17 protein-coding genes are annotated in these 20,125 nt (G+C 67.2%); 5 read left to right on the top strand and 12 right to left on the bottom strand.

The window, feature by feature from the left end:
* The 7 genes from EZJ19_RS04675 to queG form a co-directional block, all read right to left on the bottom strand.
* Positions 1-1,278, bottom strand: a 1,278-nt coding sequence (locus EZJ19_RS04675; protein WP_131445137.1) for a flagellar biosynthesis protein FlhA, incomplete at its 3' end; no start/stop codon positions are given.
* Complete coding sequence (gene flhB / locus EZJ19_RS04680) at positions 1,278-2,408, bottom strand: flagellar biosynthesis protein FlhB (RefSeq protein WP_131445138.1); 1,131 nt, start codon at positions 2,406-2,408, stop codon at positions 1,278-1,280. The genes EZJ19_RS04675 and flhB, both read right to left, overlap by 1 nt.
* Positions 2,409-2,500: 92 nt before the next feature.
* Positions 2,501-4,360 carry a hypothetical protein gene (locus tag EZJ19_RS04685; RefSeq protein WP_131445139.1) on the bottom strand — a complete coding sequence of 620 codons (1,860 nt, stop codon included), beginning with the start codon at positions 4,358-4,360 and terminating at the stop codon, positions 2,501-2,503.
* Positions 4,361-4,534: 174 nt separating this feature from the next.
* Positions 4,535-4,825 carry a c-type cytochrome gene (locus EZJ19_RS04690; RefSeq protein ID WP_131445140.1) on the bottom strand — a complete coding sequence of 97 codons (291 nt, stop codon included), beginning with the start codon at positions 4,823-4,825 and terminating at the stop codon, positions 4,535-4,537.
* A gap of 149 nt (positions 4,826-4,974) precedes the next feature.
* On the bottom strand, positions 4,975-6,153 hold the full coding sequence (locus EZJ19_RS04695) for a methyl-accepting chemotaxis protein (RefSeq protein ID WP_131445141.1): 1,179 nt from the start codon (positions 6,151-6,153) through the stop codon (positions 4,975-4,977).
* 80 nt (positions 6,154-6,233) lie between these two features.
* Positions 6,234-7,040, bottom strand: a complete 807-nt coding sequence (murI, locus tag EZJ19_RS04700) for a glutamate racemase (protein WP_131445142.1) — start codon at positions 7,038-7,040, stop codon at positions 6,234-6,236.
* 19 nt (positions 7,041-7,059) lie between these two features.
* Positions 7,060-8,106 carry a tRNA epoxyqueuosine(34) reductase QueG gene (gene queG, locus EZJ19_RS16230; protein ID WP_240754654.1) on the bottom strand — a complete coding sequence of 349 codons (1,047 nt, stop codon included), beginning with the start codon at positions 8,104-8,106 and terminating at the stop codon, positions 7,060-7,062.
* On the opposite strand from queG, the gene tsaE reads away from it, so the two are divergent.
* The 4 genes from tsaE (at position 8,098) to EZJ19_RS04720 (ending at position 11,875) form a co-directional block, all read left to right on the top strand.
* Positions 8,098-8,592, top strand: a complete 495-nt coding sequence (gene tsaE, locus EZJ19_RS16235; RefSeq protein WP_240754655.1) for a tRNA (adenosine(37)-N6)-threonylcarbamoyltransferase complex ATPase subunit type 1 TsaE — start codon at positions 8,098-8,100, stop codon at positions 8,590-8,592. The genes queG and tsaE overlap by 9 nt on opposite strands.
* Complete coding sequence (locus EZJ19_RS04710; RefSeq protein ID WP_131445143.1) at positions 8,556-9,887, top strand: N-acetylmuramoyl-L-alanine amidase; 1,332 nt, start codon at positions 8,556-8,558, stop codon at positions 9,885-9,887. Before tsaE ends, EZJ19_RS04710 begins: the two co-directional genes overlap by 37 nt.
* Before the next feature lie 99 nt (positions 9,888-9,986).
* Positions 9,987-11,213: a GAF domain-containing sensor histidine kinase gene (locus tag EZJ19_RS04715; protein WP_240754656.1), complete on the top strand. Its 1,227-nt coding sequence runs from the start codon at positions 9,987-9,989 to the stop codon at positions 11,211-11,213.
* Positions 11,210-11,875: a response regulator gene (locus tag EZJ19_RS04720; protein WP_131445144.1), complete on the top strand. Its 666-nt coding sequence runs from the start codon at positions 11,210-11,212 to the stop codon at positions 11,873-11,875. The genes EZJ19_RS04715 and EZJ19_RS04720 overlap by 4 nt, the downstream gene beginning before the upstream one ends.
* 34 nt (positions 11,876-11,909) lie before the next feature.
* Here the strand turns inward: EZJ19_RS04720 and EZJ19_RS04725 are convergent, their stop codons facing one another.
* Entirely contained in the window at positions 11,910-12,839 is a 930-nt protein-coding gene (locus EZJ19_RS04725) for a histone deacetylase family protein (RefSeq protein WP_131445145.1), read from the bottom strand.
* Between the two features lie 154 nt (positions 12,840-12,993).
* On the opposite strand from EZJ19_RS04725, the gene EZJ19_RS04730 reads away from it, so the two are divergent.
* Complete coding sequence (locus EZJ19_RS04730; protein ID WP_131445146.1) at positions 12,994-15,672, top strand: bifunctional acetate--CoA ligase family protein/GNAT family N-acetyltransferase; 2,679 nt, start codon at positions 12,994-12,996, stop codon at positions 15,670-15,672.
* Between the two features lie 51 nt (positions 15,673-15,723).
* On the opposite strand, the gene cysG is transcribed toward EZJ19_RS04730, so the two are convergent.
* From cysG to nrfD, 4 genes are all read right to left on the bottom strand, one after another.
* Complete coding sequence (gene cysG, locus EZJ19_RS04735; protein ID WP_131445147.1) at positions 15,724-17,163, bottom strand: siroheme synthase CysG; 1,440 nt, start codon at positions 17,161-17,163, stop codon at positions 15,724-15,726.
* Between the two features lie 92 nt (positions 17,164-17,255).
* On the bottom strand, positions 17,256-17,630 hold the full coding sequence (locus tag EZJ19_RS04740) for a HesB/IscA family protein (RefSeq protein ID WP_131445148.1): 375 nt from the start codon (positions 17,628-17,630) through the stop codon (positions 17,256-17,258).
* A 15-nt stretch (positions 17,631-17,645) separates the two neighbouring features.
* Positions 17,646-19,034: a cobyrinic acid a,c-diamide synthase CobB gene (locus EZJ19_RS04745; RefSeq protein ID WP_131445149.1), complete on the bottom strand. Its 1,389-nt coding sequence runs from the start codon at positions 19,032-19,034 to the stop codon at positions 17,646-17,648.
* Positions 19,035-19,102: 68 nt separating this feature from the next.
* Positions 19,103-20,125 (bottom strand): NrfD/PsrC family molybdoenzyme membrane anchor subunit (gene nrfD, locus EZJ19_RS04750; protein WP_131445150.1); only part of this gene is annotated, 1,023 nt, incomplete at its 5' end.

The following is a 20,125-nucleotide window of genomic DNA, read 5'->3' on the forward strand; positions in this document are numbered from 1 at the left end:
CTGGACCTCGTTCTCGGCGATGCTGACCCCCTTCAGGGTCATCCGGTAAGCCGACGGGCGCAGCTGCAGGTTGTCGCGGATGTGCACCGGCGGGACCAGGAAGCCGATGTCCTGGGCGATCTTCTTGCGGATGCCGCGGATGCGCCGGAGCAGTTCGCCGTCCTGGCCCTTGTCGAGCAGCGGCACCAGGCGGTAGCCGACCTCGAGGCCGAGGCGGTCGACCGGCGCGACGTCCTGCCAGCCCACCTCTTCCGGTTCGGCCGGGGCCGGCGGCGGCGCCGCCTCGGCGGCCTGGCGCTGCGCCGTGCGTTCCTGCTGGACCAGCCAGTAGCCGGCGCCGCCCAGGATGCCGCCCATGAGCAGGAAGGCGACGTGCGGCATGCCCGGCAGGATGCCGAGCAGGGTCAGGATGCCGGCCGACAGGAAGATCGCCTGTGGCTTGCTGAACATCTGGCCGATCAGCTGTTGATTGAGGTCGGCGCTGCTCGACACCCGCGACACCACCATGCCGGCGGCGGTGGAGATGACCAGGGCCGGGACCTGGGCGACCAGGCCGTCGCCGATGGTCAGCAGGGTGTAGCGCGAGGCGGCGTCGGCGAACGACATGTCGTGCTGGACGACGCCGACGACGAGGCCGCCGACCACGTTGATGAGCATGATGATGATGCCGGCGATGGCGTCGCCGCGCACGAACTTGGAGGCGCCGTCCATGGAGCCGTAGAAGTCGGCCTCCTCGGCGATCTCGGAGCGGCGCCGGCGCGCCTCGTCCTCGCCGATCAGGCCGGCGTTGAGGTCGGCGTCGATGGCCATCTGCTTGCCCGGCATGGCGTCCAGGGTGAAGCGGGCGGACACCTCGGCGATGCGGCCGGCGCCCTTGGTGATGACGACGAAGTTGATCACCACCAGGATGATGAACACGATCATGCCGACCGCGTAGTTGCCGCCCACCAGGAAGTGGCCGAAGGCCTCGATGACCTTGCCCGCCGCATCCGGGCCGGTATGGCCTTCGAGGAGGACGATGCGGGTGGAGGCGACGTTGAGGGAAAGCCGCAGCAGGGTGGTCATCAGGAGCACGGTCGGGAAGACCGAGAACTCCAGCGGCTTGAGGGTGTACAGGCTGATCAGCAGGACGATCATCGACAGCGCGATGTTGAACGTGAACAGCATGTCGAGGGCGAACGGCGGCAGCGGCAGGATCATCATCGCCAGGATGGCGATGACCAGGATTGGGGCGGCCAGCTTCTGCCACTGCATGCCGGGTAGGGCTGCTTCCGCCATCAGGCCTCCAGCCTATTGGCCGGGTCGAACTTGGCCGGCACTTGCCAGGCCTCGGGCAGGACCGGGTTCATCTGGTGGTTGAGCTGGTAGACGTAGGCGAGGACCTGGGCGACGGCGGTGAACAGCGGGCCCGGGATGGCGTCGCCGACCTCGACGTGGCGGTGCAGGGCACGCGCCAGCGGCGGCGCCTCGACCACCGGCACGTGGTGCTCGCGGGCGAGTTCCTTGATCCGCTCGGCCACCAGCTGGGCACCCTTGGCCACCACCACCGGTGCGGCCATGCCCTTTTCCTCGTACTGCAGGGCCACGGCATAGTGCATCGGGTTGGTGACCACGACGTCGGCCTTGGGCACCGCCTGCATCATCCGGCGGCGCGCCTGTTCGCGCTGCAGGGAACGGATGCGCGCCTTGATCTGCGGGTCTCCCTCGGTCTCCTTGTATTCCTGACGGACCTCTTCCTTGGTCATGCGCAGGCCGTGGTAGTAGTTCCAGATCTGATAGGGCACGTCGATGGCGGCGATCAGGGCGAAGGCCGCGGCGGCGGCCAGGAAGGTGTACATCGTGATCCAGCCGAAGTGCGGCATGGCCGACTCCATCGGCTCGGCGGTCAAGGTGAGGATCTCGTCCCACTGCAGCCAGATCATCCAGGCCGAGGCGCCGGCGATGATGCCGCCCTTGAGCGCGGCCTTGGCCAGTTCGACCAGGGCCTTCCAGTTGAACATCCGGCCCAGGCCCTTGATCGGGTTCATCTTGCCCAGGTTGGCCTCGAGCGGCTTCAGGGAGAAGTTCCAGCCCGACACCACGGTATTCGAGACGATCGCGGCGAGGAGTACCACCGCGGCGACCGGCAGGACGGTGAAGAGGGCGTCCCAGGCGGCTTCGCCGAGGTCCGTCGCCATCATGGTCGGACTGACGACGTCGGCGCGGCCGAAATCGAGGCTGTTGTGCATCATGCGACGGAGGGTGCCGATCAGATAGCCGCCCATGAGTGCCAGGGCGGCGCCGGTGGCCATGAGGACCGCGAAGGTGGAAAGCTCGCGCGAGCGGGGGACGTTGCCCTCATCGCGCGCCTTCTGGATCTTGCGTCCCGATGCCGGTTCGGTACGTTCGAGATCGCTGTCTTCCGCCATGTCTCCGGAGTCCCGTTATCGGCCAGGTTTATGGTCTGGAGTGTAAAGCAAAAACGGCCGGAAACCCGGCCGTTTTTGGGCTTGCGGGGAACTCAGTGGGCCTTCACGCCGGGGCCGAAGAAACGGTAGCCGGTGCGCATCTGGCGACTGCGCTCCAGACGCTTCCGGGCGACCTCGTCGGTGAAGCTGGCGGCGATGCCGGCATAGGCCTTGGCCGCCCAATCCGGGTCCAGGAGCAGGTCGGACACGCCCTCGGCCCAGCGCAGCTGGTCGCCGGCGGCACTCAGCTTGGCGCCGCAGCCGTCCATCAGGACGGCGATCTCGGACTTGGCTATTTCCAGGTTCGACAGGCGGCTGGCCAGCTGCACGCAGGCCTCGCCGCTGGCGCAGGCGTCGACGGCCTTGGCGTACATGGCCTTGGCGGTGGAGTCGTCGCCCAGCTTGGCGAACAGCTTGCCGATCTGGGCCAGGGCGAAGTGGTCCTTGGCGCGCTTGCCGGCCTCGGCCAGGAGGTTGGACGCCATGGCGGCATCGCCCAGGGCGGCCTGGGCCAGTTCGGCCAGCTTCGTCCAGTCGTAGGGGTTGTCGCCGGATTGGCCGACGCGGGCATCGATGGCGGCCTTGGCGCGGGCCTTGCCGAAGGCGGCGTCCTTGAGTTCCCGGGCGGCGGTCAGGACGATTTCACGGAACCAGACGAAGTCGGCGGCGGAGGCGATCGACTCGTCCAGCAGCTTGCCCAGCCAGTCCTTGTCACCCAGGCGGTCGACGGCCAGGATCAGGGGCTTGAAGCGGCTGAAGTGGAAGCCGCTGGCACGCAGGCTGTCCTCGGCGCCGCCGAGCAGCTTGCCGGCATAGGCGGCGTCGTCCAGCTCGGCCATGACCCGGTCGGCCAGGCCGATGAACTGCTTCACGGTCTTGCACTTGGCCTCTTCGTTCTGGATCTCGACGTACTTGGCCTGGTTGGCCTCGCGCTTGGCCAGCTTCTCGGCCAGGCGGCCGACGCGCGCGGTGTCCGAGGCGAGGTGCTTGTTGGCGGCTTCGACGACCTTGCGCATCTCGTCCAGGTTGGCGACGCCTTCCTCGGCCTTGGTCAGCATGTCGGCGACGCCGGCGCTGTCGCCCAGGCCGGCGTAGACGTCGGCCAGCTTGATCAGGTCGGCGGCCGACGAGGCGGTCTCGCCGGCCTTGGTCAGGACCGCCGTGGCGAAGGTCGCGTTGCCCTCGGCAGCGGCCAGCACCTGCATCAGGGCATTGAAATCCTTGGCCGACTCCAGGGCCTTGTCGTACAGGGCGCCGGCGGCGGCCGGGTCGATTTCGGCCATGGCGCCCGAGAGGGTGATCATGTCGCCCGCGGAGGAGTACTTGGCGGCGCCCTCGTTGACGATGGCGGTGGCCTGGGCCTTGTCGCCGAGGTCGGCGGCGATGGTCTTGGCCAGGCGGGCGAAATCGGCGGCGCGGCCGCACTTGCCCTTGATCTTTTCGTAGATCTGGCCGGCCAGGGCGGCATCCTTGATGTCGCAGGCGACCACCTTGGCGAGGCCGTACAGTTCCTCGGTGGTGGAAATCTCCTTGAGGGCGCCGGACAGGGTCTTGGCGGCCGCGGCGGCGTCGCCGGAGACCAGGACTTGGCCGAAGCCGACGGCGACCTTCTCCTCGCCGCTCATGGCGAAGTCGGCACCTTGGCCGAGGGCGTTCTCGGCGTCGCCGCCGAGGCCGAGGGCCTTGTAGCCGAGGGCGCAGCAGACGAAGTCGCTGGTGAACATGGCGCCGCCGACGACGTCGTCGAGGACGGACTTGGCGTCGCTGGCACCGGTGAATTCGGGCCGGGACAGGATTTCCTGGGCATAGCCGATATCGGCCGGGGCGTCGAAGGCCTCGCGGGCGAGGGTGTACAGGTCTTCGGCGCTGGCGGCGCCGGTTACGCGGGGCTCCAGGGTTTCCCGAGTGGCCATGGCTGATCTCCTGAAATCCAAGTGACTGAAAGGCGAGAGTTTAACCGCCCGGAGGACTGGTCGTCGCTAGGGTTTTTTATCGCCCGATAAGGTTTTTTTGCGGCCGCGCCGCGGCGGCTCCGGACAAACAAAAAACGCGGCCGGAGCCGCGTTTTTTTTCGCAAGCCGACTGGCTTACTTGTGGGACGCGATCGCCTTGGTGATGGCGTCGGCATCGGCGACGGACTTGGGTTGCGGCGGCATCGGGATCTTGCCGTAGACACCCTTGCTGCCCTTGGCCAGGACTTCCTTGACGACGTCGCCGAGCTTGGCGCCGACCTTGGCGTTGACGTCCTTCCAGCTCGGGCCGATCTTCTTGGCGGTGGCGTCGTGGCAGGCGGCGCAGGCCTTCAGGGCATCGTCAGCCATGCTCGGGGCGGCGATGGTCAGGGCGGCGGCGGCGAAAACGGCGGTCAGAATCTTCATGATTTTTACCTTTTGTAAGTTAACGGGGAACACCAGTGTAAGGACACGAATATTATGGGCGAATTATATTCAAAGCCGCCCGGACATGCTTGATATTGATCAACTCCGGTGCAGGGTCAATTGATACCAGCGTCTGAAAGTCCGCTTGTCTAGAGCCGGAAGGCCTTGACCGAATCGTCCAGGCGATTGACGTCGTCGGCCAGCCGGGAAGCCTGGTCCATGCCGTGCCCGGAATCGGCCAGGGTTTCGGCGTTCATGGCCTCGATGGCCTGGACATGGCGGTGGATGTTCTGGGCCACCGAGGTCTGCAGGGCGGTGGCCTGGGCGATCTCCTTGACCATGGCATCGACCTGGCGCACGCCGTCGATGATGTGTTCCAGCGACTCGCCCGCCTGGCGGGCATGGCCGACGCCTTGGCGGGCCTCGTCCATGCTCGTGCCGATGGCCTCCAGCGCCTGGCGGGTCTCCTGCTGGATGGCCTCGATGGTGACGCCGATCTGGTTGGTCGCCTCGGTGGTCTTCTCGGCCAGCTTGCGGACCTCGTCGGCGACGACCGCGAAGCCGCGTCCTTGTTCGCCGGCCCGGGCCGCCTCGATGGCGGCATTGAGGGCGAGCAGGTTGGTCTGGTCGGCGATCTCCTTGATCACCGCGACGATGCTGCCGACCTCCTGGGAACTCTGTTCGAGCTTCTGCACCCGTTCCGTGGCGCTGCTGATGCGGGCATGGATGTTCTCCATGCCCTGGATGCTGGTCCTGGCCATGCCGACGCCCTGGGTGGCCGTGTCGCCCGCCTCGGTGGTGCGTTGGGAGGCCTGGTCGCTGCGGCTGGAGATGTCGACGATGGCGCTTTCCATCTGCTGGATGGCGGCCGAGATGTCGCGCGTCCGCTCGGCCAGGCGATCGACCCGGTCGTGCATGCCGTGGGCCTGGCTGCGCATGACGTCGCTGCCGTCGCGTACGCGGCCGGTCAGCTCGGCGGTGCGGCCGATCAGGTCGCGCAGGGTGGCCGCCATGTCGTTGAAGCTGGTGATGATCTCGCCGATGGTGTCCGCGCTCTGCATCGCACAACTATGGGTCAGGTCCTTGTCGGCGATGGCACCGGCGACGCGCGAGATGCGCTTCAGCTTGGATACCAAGATGACGTTCATCATCCAGTAGTTCGCGAAGCCGATGGCCAGGCCGGCGATGAAGCAGCCGACCACGAACCAGCCGAACATGCCGTCCTTCCAGGTCACGAAGAAGCTCGCATACACGGGAAACACGCCCGCGACGACGGCACCGAAGCCGAGATAGGCGAGCAGTACGCGCCTCAGGATGCTGGATTGCATGGTGAGACCTCCTCCAAGGTTTGGAACCGATCGGTATGTCGCCCGTTAACGACCATCCGAACGGATAACTTGAGGCTGGCCTACCACTTCACGACATGGACGTTGTTCAGGGAGCGGCCCAGGAAGCGTTCGCCGATGGTCTGGAAGCGCAGCGGCACGTCGGTGACCCAGAAGTGATAGTCGGCGGGCTGCCGGGACGGCGTGTGCAGGTCGAGGTCGGTGAGCAGGGCGGCCGCGCGTTCGGCCATGGCATCCGCCGAGTCGACGAGGGTGACGCCGGGTCCCGCGACATCGGCCAGGAGCGGCTTGAGGAGCGGGTAATGGGTGCAGCCGAGCACCAGGGTGTCGACCTTCTCGGTCAGGATCGGCTTGAGGTATTCCTGGGCGGTCAGGCGCGTGACCTGATGGTCGAGCCAGCCTTCCTCGACCAAGGGCACGAACAGGGGGCAGGCCTGGGAAACCACCCGGGCGTCCGGCTCGACGGCGTGGATGGCGCGGCCGTAGGCGTTGCTGTTCACCGTGGTGGGAGTGCCGATGACGCCGATCCGGCGCGTCTCGGTCGCCGCCAGGGCGTTCAGGGCGCCGGCCTCGATGACGTCCAGCACAGGTACCGGCGAGAGGTCGTGGACCACCTGGGAGGCGACCGCGGCCATGGTGTTGCAGGCGACGATGAGCAGCTTGACCTGCTTCTCGAGCAGGAACTCGGCGATCTGGGTGGTGTAGTGGGAGATGGTCTCGACCGACTTCACCCCGTAGGGCACCCGGGCGGTGTCGCCGAAGTAGTGGATGGATTCGAAGGGCAGGTGCTCCATGAGGGCACGCACCACGGTAAGGCCGCCGATGCCGGAGTCGAATACGCCGATCGGGTTGACTGCTTTGGGGTTCATCAGGAGAAATCCGGAATGCCTATGGGGCGATTGTAGCGAAACGGTCGAGGGCCCAGGCGACATGTTCGCGCACCAGGGCGGAAGGATGCGCACGCCGGCTCAGCAGGGCGCGCCGGTTGGCCTCCGAGCGGGGCGCGTTGCCAAGCGCCACGGCGAGGTTGCGCAGCCAGCGTTCGTGGCCGATACGGCGGACCGGCGAGCCGGCCAGGCGGGCATCGAACTCCGCTTCGGTCCAGGCGAACAGGTCCGCCAGGCGGCTGTCTTCCAGGCCTTGGCGGGGCAGGAAGTCGGCCACCGTCGCGGGGGTCGAGAAGCGGTTCCAGGGGCAGGCCGCCTGGCAATCGTCGCAACCGTAGATGCGGGTGCCGATGGCCGGGCGCAGTTCCTCGGGGATGCTGCCCGGGTGCTCGATGGTCAGGTAGGAGATGCAACGCCGGGCGTCCAGCACGTAGGGCGCCACGAAGGCCTCGGTCGGGCAACTGGTCAGGCAGGCCGTGCAATTGCCGCAGTGGTTCGCCTCGGCCTCGTCGGCCGGCAGGTCGAGGTCGCAGTACAACTCGGCCAGGAAATACCAGGAGCCGGTGCGCGACAGCAGCAGCGTGTGTTTGCCACGCCAGCCCAGGCCGGCCAGGGCGGCGAGTTCGACCTCCATGACCGGGGCGCTGTCCGCATAGGCCCGGTAACGGAACGGCCCGGTCGTCGCCGCGATGCGGTCGGCCAGCTTCTGGAGCCGGTTGCGCATCGCCTTGTGGTAGTCGCGGCCGAGGGCATAGCGGGAAACCACCGCGGTGTCCGGTCCCGGGGCGGGCAGATCGGCAGCACCGTAGTCGAGGCGGACGCTGATGACGGTACGGGTGCCGGGCAGCAGTTCGCCCGGCTGTGGGCGCTTGTCCAGGTTGCGCGCCATATAATCCATGTCGCCGTGGTAACCGGCCGCCAGCCAGTTCCGGTACGCCAGGTCGTCGAGCGGATCGGCCGGGGCGAAGCCGACGGCGCTGAAGCCCAGTTCCAGGCCCCATTGCCGGATGGCCTGCTTAAGCCTGATTGGAGACCCCTCGTGCGTCATGCTGTCGATGATAGACCCAACCCGAGCCTGCCGTTGCCGGACGAAACGGCCACCCTGGACCTGGGTGCGCGCCTGGCCCGGGTACTGCGCCCGGGCATGACCGTGTGGCTGGTCGGCGACCTCGGCGCGGGCAAGACCACCCTGAGCCGCGGCCTGTTGCGCGGGCTCGGCTTCGGCGGCCGCGTGAAGAGTCCGACCTATACCCTGGTTGAAATTTACCCGTTTTCGAGCTTTAATCTATATCACTTTGATTTGTATCGATTCGTTGACCCGGAGGAATGGGAAGAGGCCGGGTTTAGGGAATATTTCAACCCGGAGTCGATCTGTTTGGTGGAATGGCCCGAAAAGGGTGGCGCGATCCTGCCGCTGCCGGACCTTGAGGTTCGGCTCGAGATGGCCGATGCGGGACGGGTGGCGCGCTTGCGTGGCGGGAGCGAGGAGGGCTGGCGATGTATAGACGAAATCTTGCTGTCCTGGTCGGGCTGATCCTGGCCCTGGCTCTGTCGTGGCCGGCGCTGGCCGGCAACACCGTCAAGGCCGTGCGGCTCTGGCCGTCGCCCGACTACACGCGCATCACCGTGGAACTGGCCGACGCGCCGCGCTACAAGTATTTCTCCCTCGGCAACCCGAACCGCATCGTCATCGACCTGCGCGACGTCGAAATGTCGCCTCTGCTGCAGACGCTGGCCGACCAGGTGGGCCCCGGCGATCCGGTCGTGTCGACCGTCCGGGCCGCCCTCAACCAGCCGGGTGTGGTCCGTCTGGTCGCCGAGCTGAAGGGGGAGGCCAAGCCGCAGGTGTTCACGCTCGAGCCGATGGGGGAATACGGCCATCGACTCGTCCTCGACCTCTATCCGGCCGGCCCCGCGCCGGCCCAGCCGGGCATCGCCAAGCAGGTGGAGGATGCCATCGCCCAGGCCAGCCAGGCGGATGCCGCGCCGGCGGCCAGGCCGGCCCCGGTCGCGGCCGCCAAGCCGGCTCCGGTCGCGGCCGCGGCGGCGGACGACAAGGCCACGGTGCAGGCCCCCGCCAAGCCCGCGACAGCGGCCAAGAGCCAGTACATCCGCCTGGTCACGGTGGCCATCGACGCCGGCCACGGTGGCGAAGACCCGGGTGCGCTGGGCGCGAACGGCAGCCAGGAGAAGGACATCACCCTGGCCGTCGCCCGGCGCCTGAAGGCGCATATCGACCGGCAGGAGAACATGCGCGCGGTGCTGATCCGCGACGGCGACTACTTCATTCCCCTGCACGAACGGGTCAACAAGGCCCGCCGCGCCCAGGCCGACCTGTTCGTCTCCATCCACGCGGACGCCTACCTGAAGTCGTCGGCGAGCGGCTCCTCCGTGTTCGCGCTGTCCGAGAAGGGAGCCACTTCGGCGGCCGCCCGCTGGCTCGCCAAGCGCGAGAACGACGCCGACCTGATCGGCGGGGTCAACATCGACGTCAAGGACGTCTATCTCAAGAAGACCCTGATCAGTCTGTCCCAGGATGCCCAGATTCGCGACAGCCTGGTGCTGGGCCGGGCCGTGCTGGACGAGCTGGGCGGCATCAACAACCTGCACCGCGGCCACGTCGAGCAGGCCGGCTTCGCCGTGCTCAAGGCCCCGGACATCCCGTCGGTCCTGATCGAGACCGCGTTCATCTCCAATCCGGACGAGGAGAAACGCCTGCTCGACGAGGCCTACCAGGACAAGATGGCCGAGGCCATCGTCGGCGGCATCAAGCGTTATTTCGACAACAACCCGCCCCTGGCCAAGGCCAAGGTGGCGCAGAACCTGTAAGCGCCCACTCACGGCCCGGGCCGGCGGGTCCGGACCGGCGTTGCAATCTGCAGCGAGGCTACTTACCATCAAACGACCGTGTCCCCGAGTAGCCCACCCGTGCGCCAGCAACAGTTCCACGCCGCCATCGGCCAAGTGCCGGAAGGCGTCAACGCCGTAGTCGAGATGGCCGACATGCGCCGTCTGCCGGTGGTCGAGGTGTTGGCCGAGATCGCCAGCAGCATGAGCTCGGACGCCAACGTCGACCAGATGCTGGCGCGTTTCCTGGAGATCATGATGCGCCTGTCCAAGGCCAAGGCGGGGGTGGTGCGGGTGCTCACCTCGGACGGCGGCCACTTGCGCATGGTCGGCGCGGTCGGCCTGTCGCCGGCCCTGATGGAGAAGGAACGTTACGTGCCGCTGGAATGCGGCATCTGCGGTCGCGCCACGCTCGAGCACAGTCCGCAGGTCGACAACGTGATGACCGTGTGCAGCAAGCAGGTGCGCCACCTCTACTTCGCCCAGCGCTGCAAGACCGTGTACGCCATCCCGTTACGCCACAAGGGCAAGGTGCTGGGCGTCTACAACCTGTTCATGGACGGCGACGACACCCTGCCGGACGACGTCAGCTACCTGTTCAACTCGATCAGCGAACACCTCGGCATGGCGCTCGAGAATGCCCGCCTGACGCGCGAGAACATGCGCATCTCGCTGATGAACGAGCGCACCATGCTGGCCAACCAGATCCACGATTCCCTGGCCCAGACGCTGGCCTATGCGAAGATGCGCCTGACGGTGCTCAACGAGGCCATCGCCGAGGGCGACCAGGAGGACGCCAACCGCTACCTCGGCGACGTCGAGGAGGCCGTCGACATGGCCTATTCGGAACTGCGCAACCTGATCACCCAGTTCCGCGACCGCATCGACCCGCGTGGCCTGGTGCCGGCCCTGCAGGAGATGGTCGAGAGCTTCCGCAAGAAGGCCAACGCCGACGTCGACTTCCTCAATATCGCCCAGGACGTCGTGCTGACGCCGGACGAGGAGATCCAGGTCTTCCACATCATCCAGGAAGCCCTCTACAACATCTCCAAGCACGCCCGCGCCCGCCACGTCATCGTCACCCTGGACCTGGAGGGCGGCCAGTACGTGGTCAACGTCGCCGACGACGGTGTCGGCCTGATGACCGGCGCGGCCGCCAACGTCGGCAAGAGCTTCGGGCTCACCATCATGCGCGAGCGCACCGCCAAGCTGAACGGCAAGCTGTCGATCGAGAGCCGGCCGGCCGGCGGTACCATCATCCGTCTGACCTTCCCGGCCAAGTTGCCTGAGCAGGAGGCCAAGTCATGAGCCAGCCGCGTCTGATCCTGGTCGACGACCACACCCTGTTCCGCAAGGGCCTGGCCGAGTTGCTCGAACGCGACGGCCTGGTCCAGGTGGTGGCGATGACCGGCAACCCGGCCGACGTGCAGACGCTCCTGCACGCGCACAGGCCGGATCTGCTCATCCTCGACCTCAACATGCCCGGCACCGACGGCATCAACCTGATGCAGGAACTCAAGTCGGAGGGCTTCGCCATGCCCATCCTGATCCTGACCGTGAGCGAGGCCGAGGAAGACCTGGCGCGCGCGCTCCGTTCGGGTGCCAACGGCTACCTGCTCAAGAGCATGGAGCCGGACGAGGTGGTCGACGCCATCCAGCGCGCGGTCAAGGGCGAGACGGTGGTGGCGCCGGCCATGACGGCCAAGCTGGTCAGCCTGCTGGACGCCAAGAGCACGGCCGAGTCGGTGCTCGACAGCCTGACCCAGCGCGAGCGGGAAATCCTGTCCCACCTGGCCAAGGGCGAGAGCAACAAGGCCATCGCGCGCCAGCTCGACATCAGCTACGACACGGTCAAGCTGCACGTGCGCCACATCCTGGCCAAGCTCAACCTGTCGTCGCGCGTCGAGGCCGCCGTGTTCGTGGTCGAGCACAAGCTGGCCCCCGGCCTCGAGGCGGGCCGGAAGGGCTGAGCGGCCGCACCGGGCGGCCGGCCCAGCGGCGCGCCTACAACCCCGACAGCACCTTGATGTGCGCGGCCACGCTGCGGCCGAGCGAGTTGAGGTCGTAGCCGCCTTCCAGGACCGAGATGACCCGGTCGTCGGCGTATTTCGCGGCGACGTCCATGAGCACCTCGGTGATCCAGGCGTAATCCTTCTCGACCAGGCCGAACTGGCCCATGTCGTCCTCCAGGTGGCTGTCGAAGCCGGCCGAGATGAACACCATCTCCGGCTTGAAGGCATCCAGGGCGGGCAGGATGCGGGCCTCGAAGGCCTCGCGGTAGGCCTTGCCGGTGGTGCCGGCGGGGAGCGGGACGTTGACGATGTGGTCGCTCACCGTGTCGGCCCCGCAGTAGGGATAGAAGGGATGCTGGAAGGTGGAGCAGAACAGTACCCGCGGGTCGTCCTGGAAGATGTCCTCGGTGCCGTTGCCGTGATGGACGTCGAAGTCGATGATGGCGACCCGCGCCAGGCCGTGCTCGGCCAGGGCATGGGCGGCGGCCGCGGCGACGTTGTTGAAGATGCAGAAACCGCCGGTCTTGTGGCGGCCGGCGTGGTGGCCGGGCGGGCGTACGGCGCAGAAGGCGTTCTGCACCTTTCCGGCCATGACCTTGTCGACCGCGCGGATGCAGGCGCCGACGCCGTGCAGGGCGGCGGTCAGGCTGTGCTGGTTCATCGCCGTGTCGGGGTCGAGCTGGACGATGTGGTCGTCGCGGGGGGCGGTCTCGTAGACCCACTCGAGGTATTCCTCGCTGTGCACGCGCAACAGCTGCTCACGGGTGGCGAGGGGCGGGTGATGGAAGTGGTACAGGTAATCGTACAGGCGTGCCGCGTACAGGCGATCATCGATGGCGGCCAGCCGGCCCGGCGCATCCGGGTGCCAGTCGACGACGAAATGCTTGGCGCAGATGGGGTGGGTGATGAAGGCGGTATGCAATGTGATTTCCAGACGTTGTACATGGAAGCCAAATTGAAACTTCCAATAAGCAATATAACGTCTTTCGTGGCGGTGTCACCGGACAGGAACTAACATATAGCCAGCCTTGCGCGTCCCACGCCGACAAGCCAGTAGCCAGAAAATAAAACACGACATGAGCCAGCACTACCTACATCCCCTGTTCAATCCGCGTTCCGTCGCCGTTTTCGGGGCCAGCGCCCGGGAAGACTCGGTGGCCGGCGTGATCTTCAAGAACATGTTGGCGGCCGGTTTCAACGGCCAGGTCTACCCGATCAATCCCAAGTACGACACGCTGCTCGACCAGAGGTGTTACGCCAGCGTCGCTGATCTGCCGGAAACCCCGGACCTCGCCATCATCGCCACTCCGGCGCCGACCGTGGCGTCGGTGCTGGAGGCCTGCGGCAAGCGCGGCGTCCGCCATGCCGTGGTGCTCTCGGCAGGGTTCCGCGAGATGGGTGCCAAGGGCGCCAAGCTTGAAGAAGCGCTGGTCGAGGTGGCGAGCAAGCACGGCATCCGCTTCATCGGCCCGAACTGCCTGGGCATCCAGCGTCCGGCCATCGGCCTCAACGCCACCTTCGCGCTCGGCACGCCGCACGCCGGCGAGCTGGCCCTGGTGTCGCAATCCGGTGCCATCTGCACCGCCATGCTGGACTGGGCGGCCTCCAACGGCATCGGCTTCTCCGCCGTGGTGTCGAGCGGCGCCTCCGCCGACCTGGATTTCGGCGAGATACTCGATTACCTGGCCAATGACTCCTCGACGCGCGGCATCCTGATGTACATCGAGGGTATCCGCGACGCCCGTGGCTTCATGAGTGCGCTGCGCGCCGTCGCCCGCCTGAAGCCGGTCGTGCTGGTCAAGGTCGGCCGCCATGAGGCCGGTTCCAAGGCGGTGGCCTCGCATACCGGCGCCCTGGTCGGCGGCGACGACGTCTTCGATGCCCTGCTGCGCCGGGCCGGCGTGGTGCGGGTGAATACCATCAACCAGCTGTTCTCCTCGGCGCTGGCCCTGTCCTCCCGGGTCAAGCCGGCCGGCAACCGCCTGGCCATCCTCACCAACGGCGGCGGCCCGGGTGTCATGGCGACCGACCGTGCCGTCGACCTCGGCGTGCGGATCGCCGACCTGGCGCCGGAGACCATGGAGAAACTCAACGCCGTGCTGCCGTTCAACTGGTCGCACGGCAACCCGATCGACGTCATCGGGGACGCCGGACCCGACCGCTACGTGGCCGCCCTGGAGATCTGCCTGGCCGACCGTGGCGTCGACGGCGTCCTGGTCATGCTCACCCCGCAGGCGATGACCAAGCCGACCGAGGTGGCTCAGGCGCTCGCCGGCATGGCGAAGTCGTCCGAGAAGCCGGTGCTCACCTGCTGGATGGGCGAAGACCAGGTCCAGGACGGCCGCCAGGTGTTCCGGAACTCCGGCATACCGTACTTCAAGACCCCGGAGCCCGCCGTCGAGGTGTTCTCGTTCATCTCGGCCTTCTACGAGAACCAGCGCCTGCTCATGCAGACCCCGGCCTCGCTGTCGCAACAGGCGGCGCCGGACCTGGAGGGCGCCCGCCTGATCGTCGAGGGCGCCCTGGCGCAGGGCCGTCATCTGCTCAACGAGGTGGAGTCCAAGGCCTTGCTCTCGGCCTTCCACATCCCGATCGCCCATACCCTGATCGCCCGCAACCCGACCGAGGCCATGCTGATGGCCCAGCAGCTGGGTTTCCCGGTGGTCATGAAGATCAATTCGCCGGATATCAGCCACAAGTCCGACGTCGGCGGTGTCCGCCTCGGCCTGTCCAGCGGCCAGGCGGTGCGGGCCGCCTACTCGGGCATGATGACCGAGATTCGCAAGCTGCAGCCGGAAGCCTTCCTGGACGGCGTCGTGATCGAGCCCATGGTGTCGCGTTCGAACGCCCGGGAGGTGCTGGTGGGGACCATCAGCGACCCGGTCCTGGGCCCGGTGATCGCCTTCGGTTCCGGTGGCGTCGACGTCGAGGCCTACCAGGACCGCGCCGTCGCCCTGCCGCCCCTGAACAGCTTCCTGGCCCGCGACCTGATCGGCCGCACCCGGGTGGCCAAGTTGCTGGGCGAGTACCGCGGCCGTGCGTCGGCCGACATGCAGGCCCTGGAGAACATCCTGCTGCGCGTCTCGGAAATGGTCTGCCAGCTGCCCTGGCTGGCCGAACTGGACATCAACCCGTTGCTGGTCGACGAACACGGCGCCATGGCCGCCGACGCCCGCATCACCATCGCGCCGCGGCCGCCGACCCGCGACAAGTACAGCCACATGGCCATCCACCCGTACCCGGTGCATCTGGTCACGCGCTGGCAGTTGCCGAACGGCATCGACGTCACCATCCGGCCGATCCGCCCGGAGGACGCCGAGATGACCCAGACCTTCGTGCGCGGCCTGTCGGAGGAGACCAAGTACTTCCGCTACATGGATGCCGTGCAGGAACTGTCGTACGCCATGCTGGTGCGCCTGACCCAGATCGACTACGACCGCGAGATGGCCCTGCTGGCGATCGCCGACGTCGAAGGCCGCGAGGTCGAGGTGGGCGTGGCGCGCTACGCCAGCAACCCGGACCAGGTGTCGTGCGAGTTCGCCGTCGTGGTCGACGATGCCTGGCAGCATCTGGGCATCGCCCACAAGCTGATGGACGTGCTCATGGACGTGGCCCGCTCGAAGGGCCTGCGCATCATCGAGGGCGAGGTCCTCAAGCGCAACGGCGGCATGCTCAAGCTGGCCGCCAGCCTGGGCTTCCGCATCGAGCCGCACCCGGAGGACGACAGCATCAAGTGGGTGAGCCGCATGCTGTAACGAAGAAAGGGGCGCCGAGGCGCCCCTTCTTCATGCGGCCGGTCGCGGCCGTCACATGCTCGCCGGGCGGTCCAGCGGCGTATGCCAGTGGTCGTCTTCGGCCGGCTCGGGGTGGAACCAGTTCAGCTTCTCGTGCAGGCTCACCACGCTGCCGACGATGATCAGCGTCGGCGGCTTCAGTTCGGCCTGAGCCGCCAGGGCCGGCAGGGTATCCAGGGTGCCGGTGACGGTCTTCTGGTTCAGGGTGGTGCCCTGCTGGACGATGGCGGCCGGCGTGCTGCCCGGCAGGCCGTGCTGCTTCATCTGCGCGCACAGTTGCACCAGGCCCTTGAGGCCCATGTAGATGACGATGGTCTGGCGTGGCCGGCAGAGCATGTCCCAGTCGAGGTCCATGGTGCCGTCCTTGAGGTGGCCGGTGACCAGGATCAGCGCCTGGGCGTGGTCGCGGTGGGTGAGCGGGATGCCGGCGTAGGAGGCGACGCCGGCCGCCGCCGTCACCGCCGGGACGACCTGGAAGGGCACGCCGTGCTCACGCAGGGTCTCGATCTCCTCGCCGCCGCGTCCGAAGATGAACGGATCGCCACCCTTCAGGCGCAGCACCCGCTTGCCTTCCTTGGCCAGGCGCACCAGGACCATGTTGATCTCGTCCTGCGGGACCGCGTGGTTGTCGCGTTCCTTGCCGACGTAGAAACGATCGGCGTCGCGCCGGCACATGTCCAGGATCGGCGGCGAGACGAGACGGTCGTAGACCACCACGTCGGCCTGCTGCATCAGGCGCAGGGCGCGGAAGGTGAGCAGGTCGGGGTTGCCCGGGCCGGCGCCGACCAGGTAGACCTCGCCGACGCCGGTCTCCGTGCTGCTCGCCCTGAGCATCTGCTCCAAGGTGTGCTCGGCCTCCTGCTCGCGGCCGGAGAAGACCATCTCGGCCACCGGCGAGAGCAGCGCGTGTTCCCAGAACTTGCGCCGGCCCTCGGTGGTCGGGAAGTGCTTGCGCACGGCGGTCTTGAACTTGCCCGCCAGCGCGGCGAGGCGGCCGTAGGCGGCCGGAATCAGGGTTTCCAGGCGGGCGCGCAGCAGGCGCGAGAGCACCGGCGCCTCGCCGCCGCTGGACACCGCCACCACCACCGGCGAACGGTCGATGATGCTGGGCATGATGAAGGAACAGACTTCCGGCTTGTCGACCACGTTGACCGGCAGGTGGCGTGCCCGCGCGGCCTCGTAGACGGCCCGGTTGAGGGCGTCGTCCTCGGTGGCGGCGAACACCAGTTCGGCGCCCGCGAGCGCTTCCGCATTGAACGCTTCCCGGCGCTGGATGACCCGGTCGGTCGTCGTCAGGGCGGCGAACGCCCCGGACAGCTCGCCCGGTTCGACCACGGTGACCCAGGCGCCGGCGTTGAGCAGCAGGGTGGCCTTGCGGGCGCCGACGTCGCCGCCGCCGACGACCAGGCAGTTCTTGCCTTTGAGGTCGAGGAATATCGGTAGGTAATCCATGTTGTCCTAATAAATCGAAACGATCGGGCGCGTCGGAGCCGGGGCCATGCAGCGCGGGATGCGCGCCGGCGGCGCCGCCTCTCGGTGACGCTTCAGGCGTTGCTGGGAGAGGATGAGCCGCAACCGCCGGATCCGCAACCACCGGAGCCGCAACTGCCACCCTCGCCGGTACCGCAGCCACCCTGGTCCGGCATCATGAAGACGAAGCGCGATTCGCCCGGAGTGACCTCGGAAAAGTCGATGGTAATCCCATTCAGGTATTCGGCGCTGCTCGGATGCACCAGGAGGGTGACACCATAGGACTCGACGATGGTGTCGTTGCTGCGCTCGTCGTCGAAGCCCATGCCGAACTCGAGCATGCCGGCGTCGTTCACGCGCGCGGCGATACGCAGACCCATGCTTTCCGCGCCGGATTGGCGGGCAGCGGCACTGATCTGTTCGGCGGCGGCTTTGGTTAGGTTGATCATGGGGGTTTCCTCGATTCAGGCGGCTTTGCGCGCCGCGTTGCGTTGTTCGGCGTGACTGCGCACCTTCGCTAGGAAGGGCGCGATCCAGCCGCGTGGGCCCGTGCCACGCCGATGGCAATAGGCGGCGAGCAGGTTCTTGTGGACATAGCCGTCGTTGCGGCCGTCGATGCCGTGGCCGCGCTTCACCTGGTAGGCGTAGCTGAGGCCGTCGGGGAGGTTTTCCAGGCGGGAATGATGGAATTCGTGGGCCGGTATGGCGGGTCCGCCGGGCGCGTCCAAGGGCGCGCTTGCCGTCGGCGCCAGGCTCGCGTAGCCGCGCCCGACCGGGTGGTCGCCCATGACGGCGTCGCCCGGCACCAGGCCGACCATCTCACCCGTGTGCGCCCGCCAGGTGATGGACCGGGATAGGTACATGAGGCCACCGCATTCGGCATACACCGGCAGGCCGGCCTCGGCGGCCCGCAGGATGGCCTGCCGCAAAGGCAGGTTGGCAGCCAGACGGTCGATGAAGGATTCCGGGAAACCGCCGCCGATGATCAGGCCGTCGGCCGCGGGCAGGGCCGCGTCGGCAAGACAGTCGACCGGGACCAGCTCGACACCGGCCGCCTCCAGGGTATCCAGGTCTTCCTGGTAGTAGAACCCGAAGGCCCGGTCGCGGGCAATGGCGACCTTCACGCGGGTCGCCGGCGCCGCCGGGAAGGTGACGCCGGCGGCCGGGGCCGGGGCGGTCGTGGCGAGCCGGAGGAGGGCGTCGAGGTCGACTTGGCCGGCGACCGCCTCGGCGATGCCGGCAATGCGCTGTTCGGCCTCGTCGGACTCGTTGCCGGGCACCAGGCCGAGGTGGCGTTCCTCGATGGCCAGGCGCGCGTCCTTGTGGATGGCGCCCAGGACCGGCAGGCCGACGTAGTGCTCGATGACCCGGCGCAGCTTGTCCTCGTGGCGCGGTCCGCCGACCTTGTTGAGGACCAGTCCGGCGATGTTGACGGCCGGGTCGAAGGCCCGGTAGCCGAGCAGGAGCGGGGCGACGCCGCGCGTGATGCCGATGGTGTCGATGACCAGCACGACCGGCAGGCCCAGCTGTTTGGCCAGGGCGGCGTTGCTGTCGCTGCCTTCCAGGTCCATGCCGTCGTATAGGCCCTTGTTGCCCTCGACCAGGCAGATATCCGCGCCGGCCGCGTGCCGGGCGTAGAGGCCGTCGATCTCGCTCCGCTCCATGAGCCGGAAGTCGAGGTTGTAAGACGGCCGGCCGGCGGCCAGGCGGTGCCAGATGGGGTCGATGTAGTCCGGGCCTTTCTTGTACGCCTGGACGGCCAGGCCGCGCTCACGCAGCGCACGGCACAGTCCCAGCGTGACCGTGGTCTTGCCGGAGGACTTGTGGGCAGCGGAGATGTACAGGCTAGGCATGGCGCGATTGTAGCAAAGAAACGAAAAAGCCGACTAAAAAAGTCGGCTTTTTCGGGTACGGCGCCGCCTCAGTGCTTGCAGGCGGATTCCAGGTCGATGTCCTTGAAATCGTCTTCCGGCAGGAACTTGAGCACGCGCACGGCGGCGGTGGTGATCAGGAAGGCGATGGCGATGCCGCCCAGGCCCAGCATCAGTTCCCACAGCGAGGGCGCATAGGGATGGATGACGCCGTCGTAGAAGCTGCTCGACTGCGAGTAGCCGGGGAACAGGTTGAGCGGGAAGGCCTGGCCGCCGACGATGGTCACGTACATCTGGGCGTGACCGCCGATCACCACCAGGAGGGCGGCGAAGAAGATCAGAGCGGGGTTCTTGGCAGCGCCGGGGCTGAAGATCATGAGCAGGGGCAGGATGCCGCCCAGGAACACCTGGCCACCCCAGAACAACAGCGTGTAGATGCCGCCGTCGGTGAGGATGAAGCGCTCGAAGTCCCACTGCTTGGCGAAGTACAGGTTGGTCAGGTGCAGCACCGCGGTGAAGTACAGGCTGGCGGCGACGAACACCGCGAGCAGGTTCTTGAGCCGGCACAGGATGCGCTCGTCGACTTCGATGTTGTTCCACTTGTACATCACCGACTGCACCACGATGAAGGCGGCGAGGCCGTAGGCGAACGAGTAGATGATGAACATCGGCGCGTAGAGGGCCGAGTTGTAGCCGGCGCGGGCGACCAGGAAGCCAAAGATCGACCCGGTTGCGGTGGTCAGGGCCAGGCGCCAGAGGAAGGCGATGAGGCCCATCGTGTGCGAGTACTGCTTCAGGTTGCGCGACATCAGCGTGATCAGGTACAGGCCGACTATCGCGAAGAAGCCGTTGTAGAAGATCATGTTGAGGGCGAAGATCGACTTGAAGTTGTAGTGCGTCATGGCCACGATCAGGCGGTCCGGACGGCCCAGGTCGAGAACCAGGACGCCGAGGCCACCGGCCAGCATGGCGAGGGCGAGCATGCCGGACAGCGGCGCGCGCGCCTTGTACATCTTCTTGCCGAACACGGAACCGATCGAGGCGACGTTGAGGACGCCCGACGCCGCGACGAT

Source organism: Parasulfuritortus cantonensis (assembly GCF_004337445.1).
In the GTDB taxonomy this organism is placed as follows: Bacteria; Pseudomonadota; Gammaproteobacteria; order Burkholderiales; family Thiobacillaceae; genus Parasulfuritortus; species Parasulfuritortus cantonensis.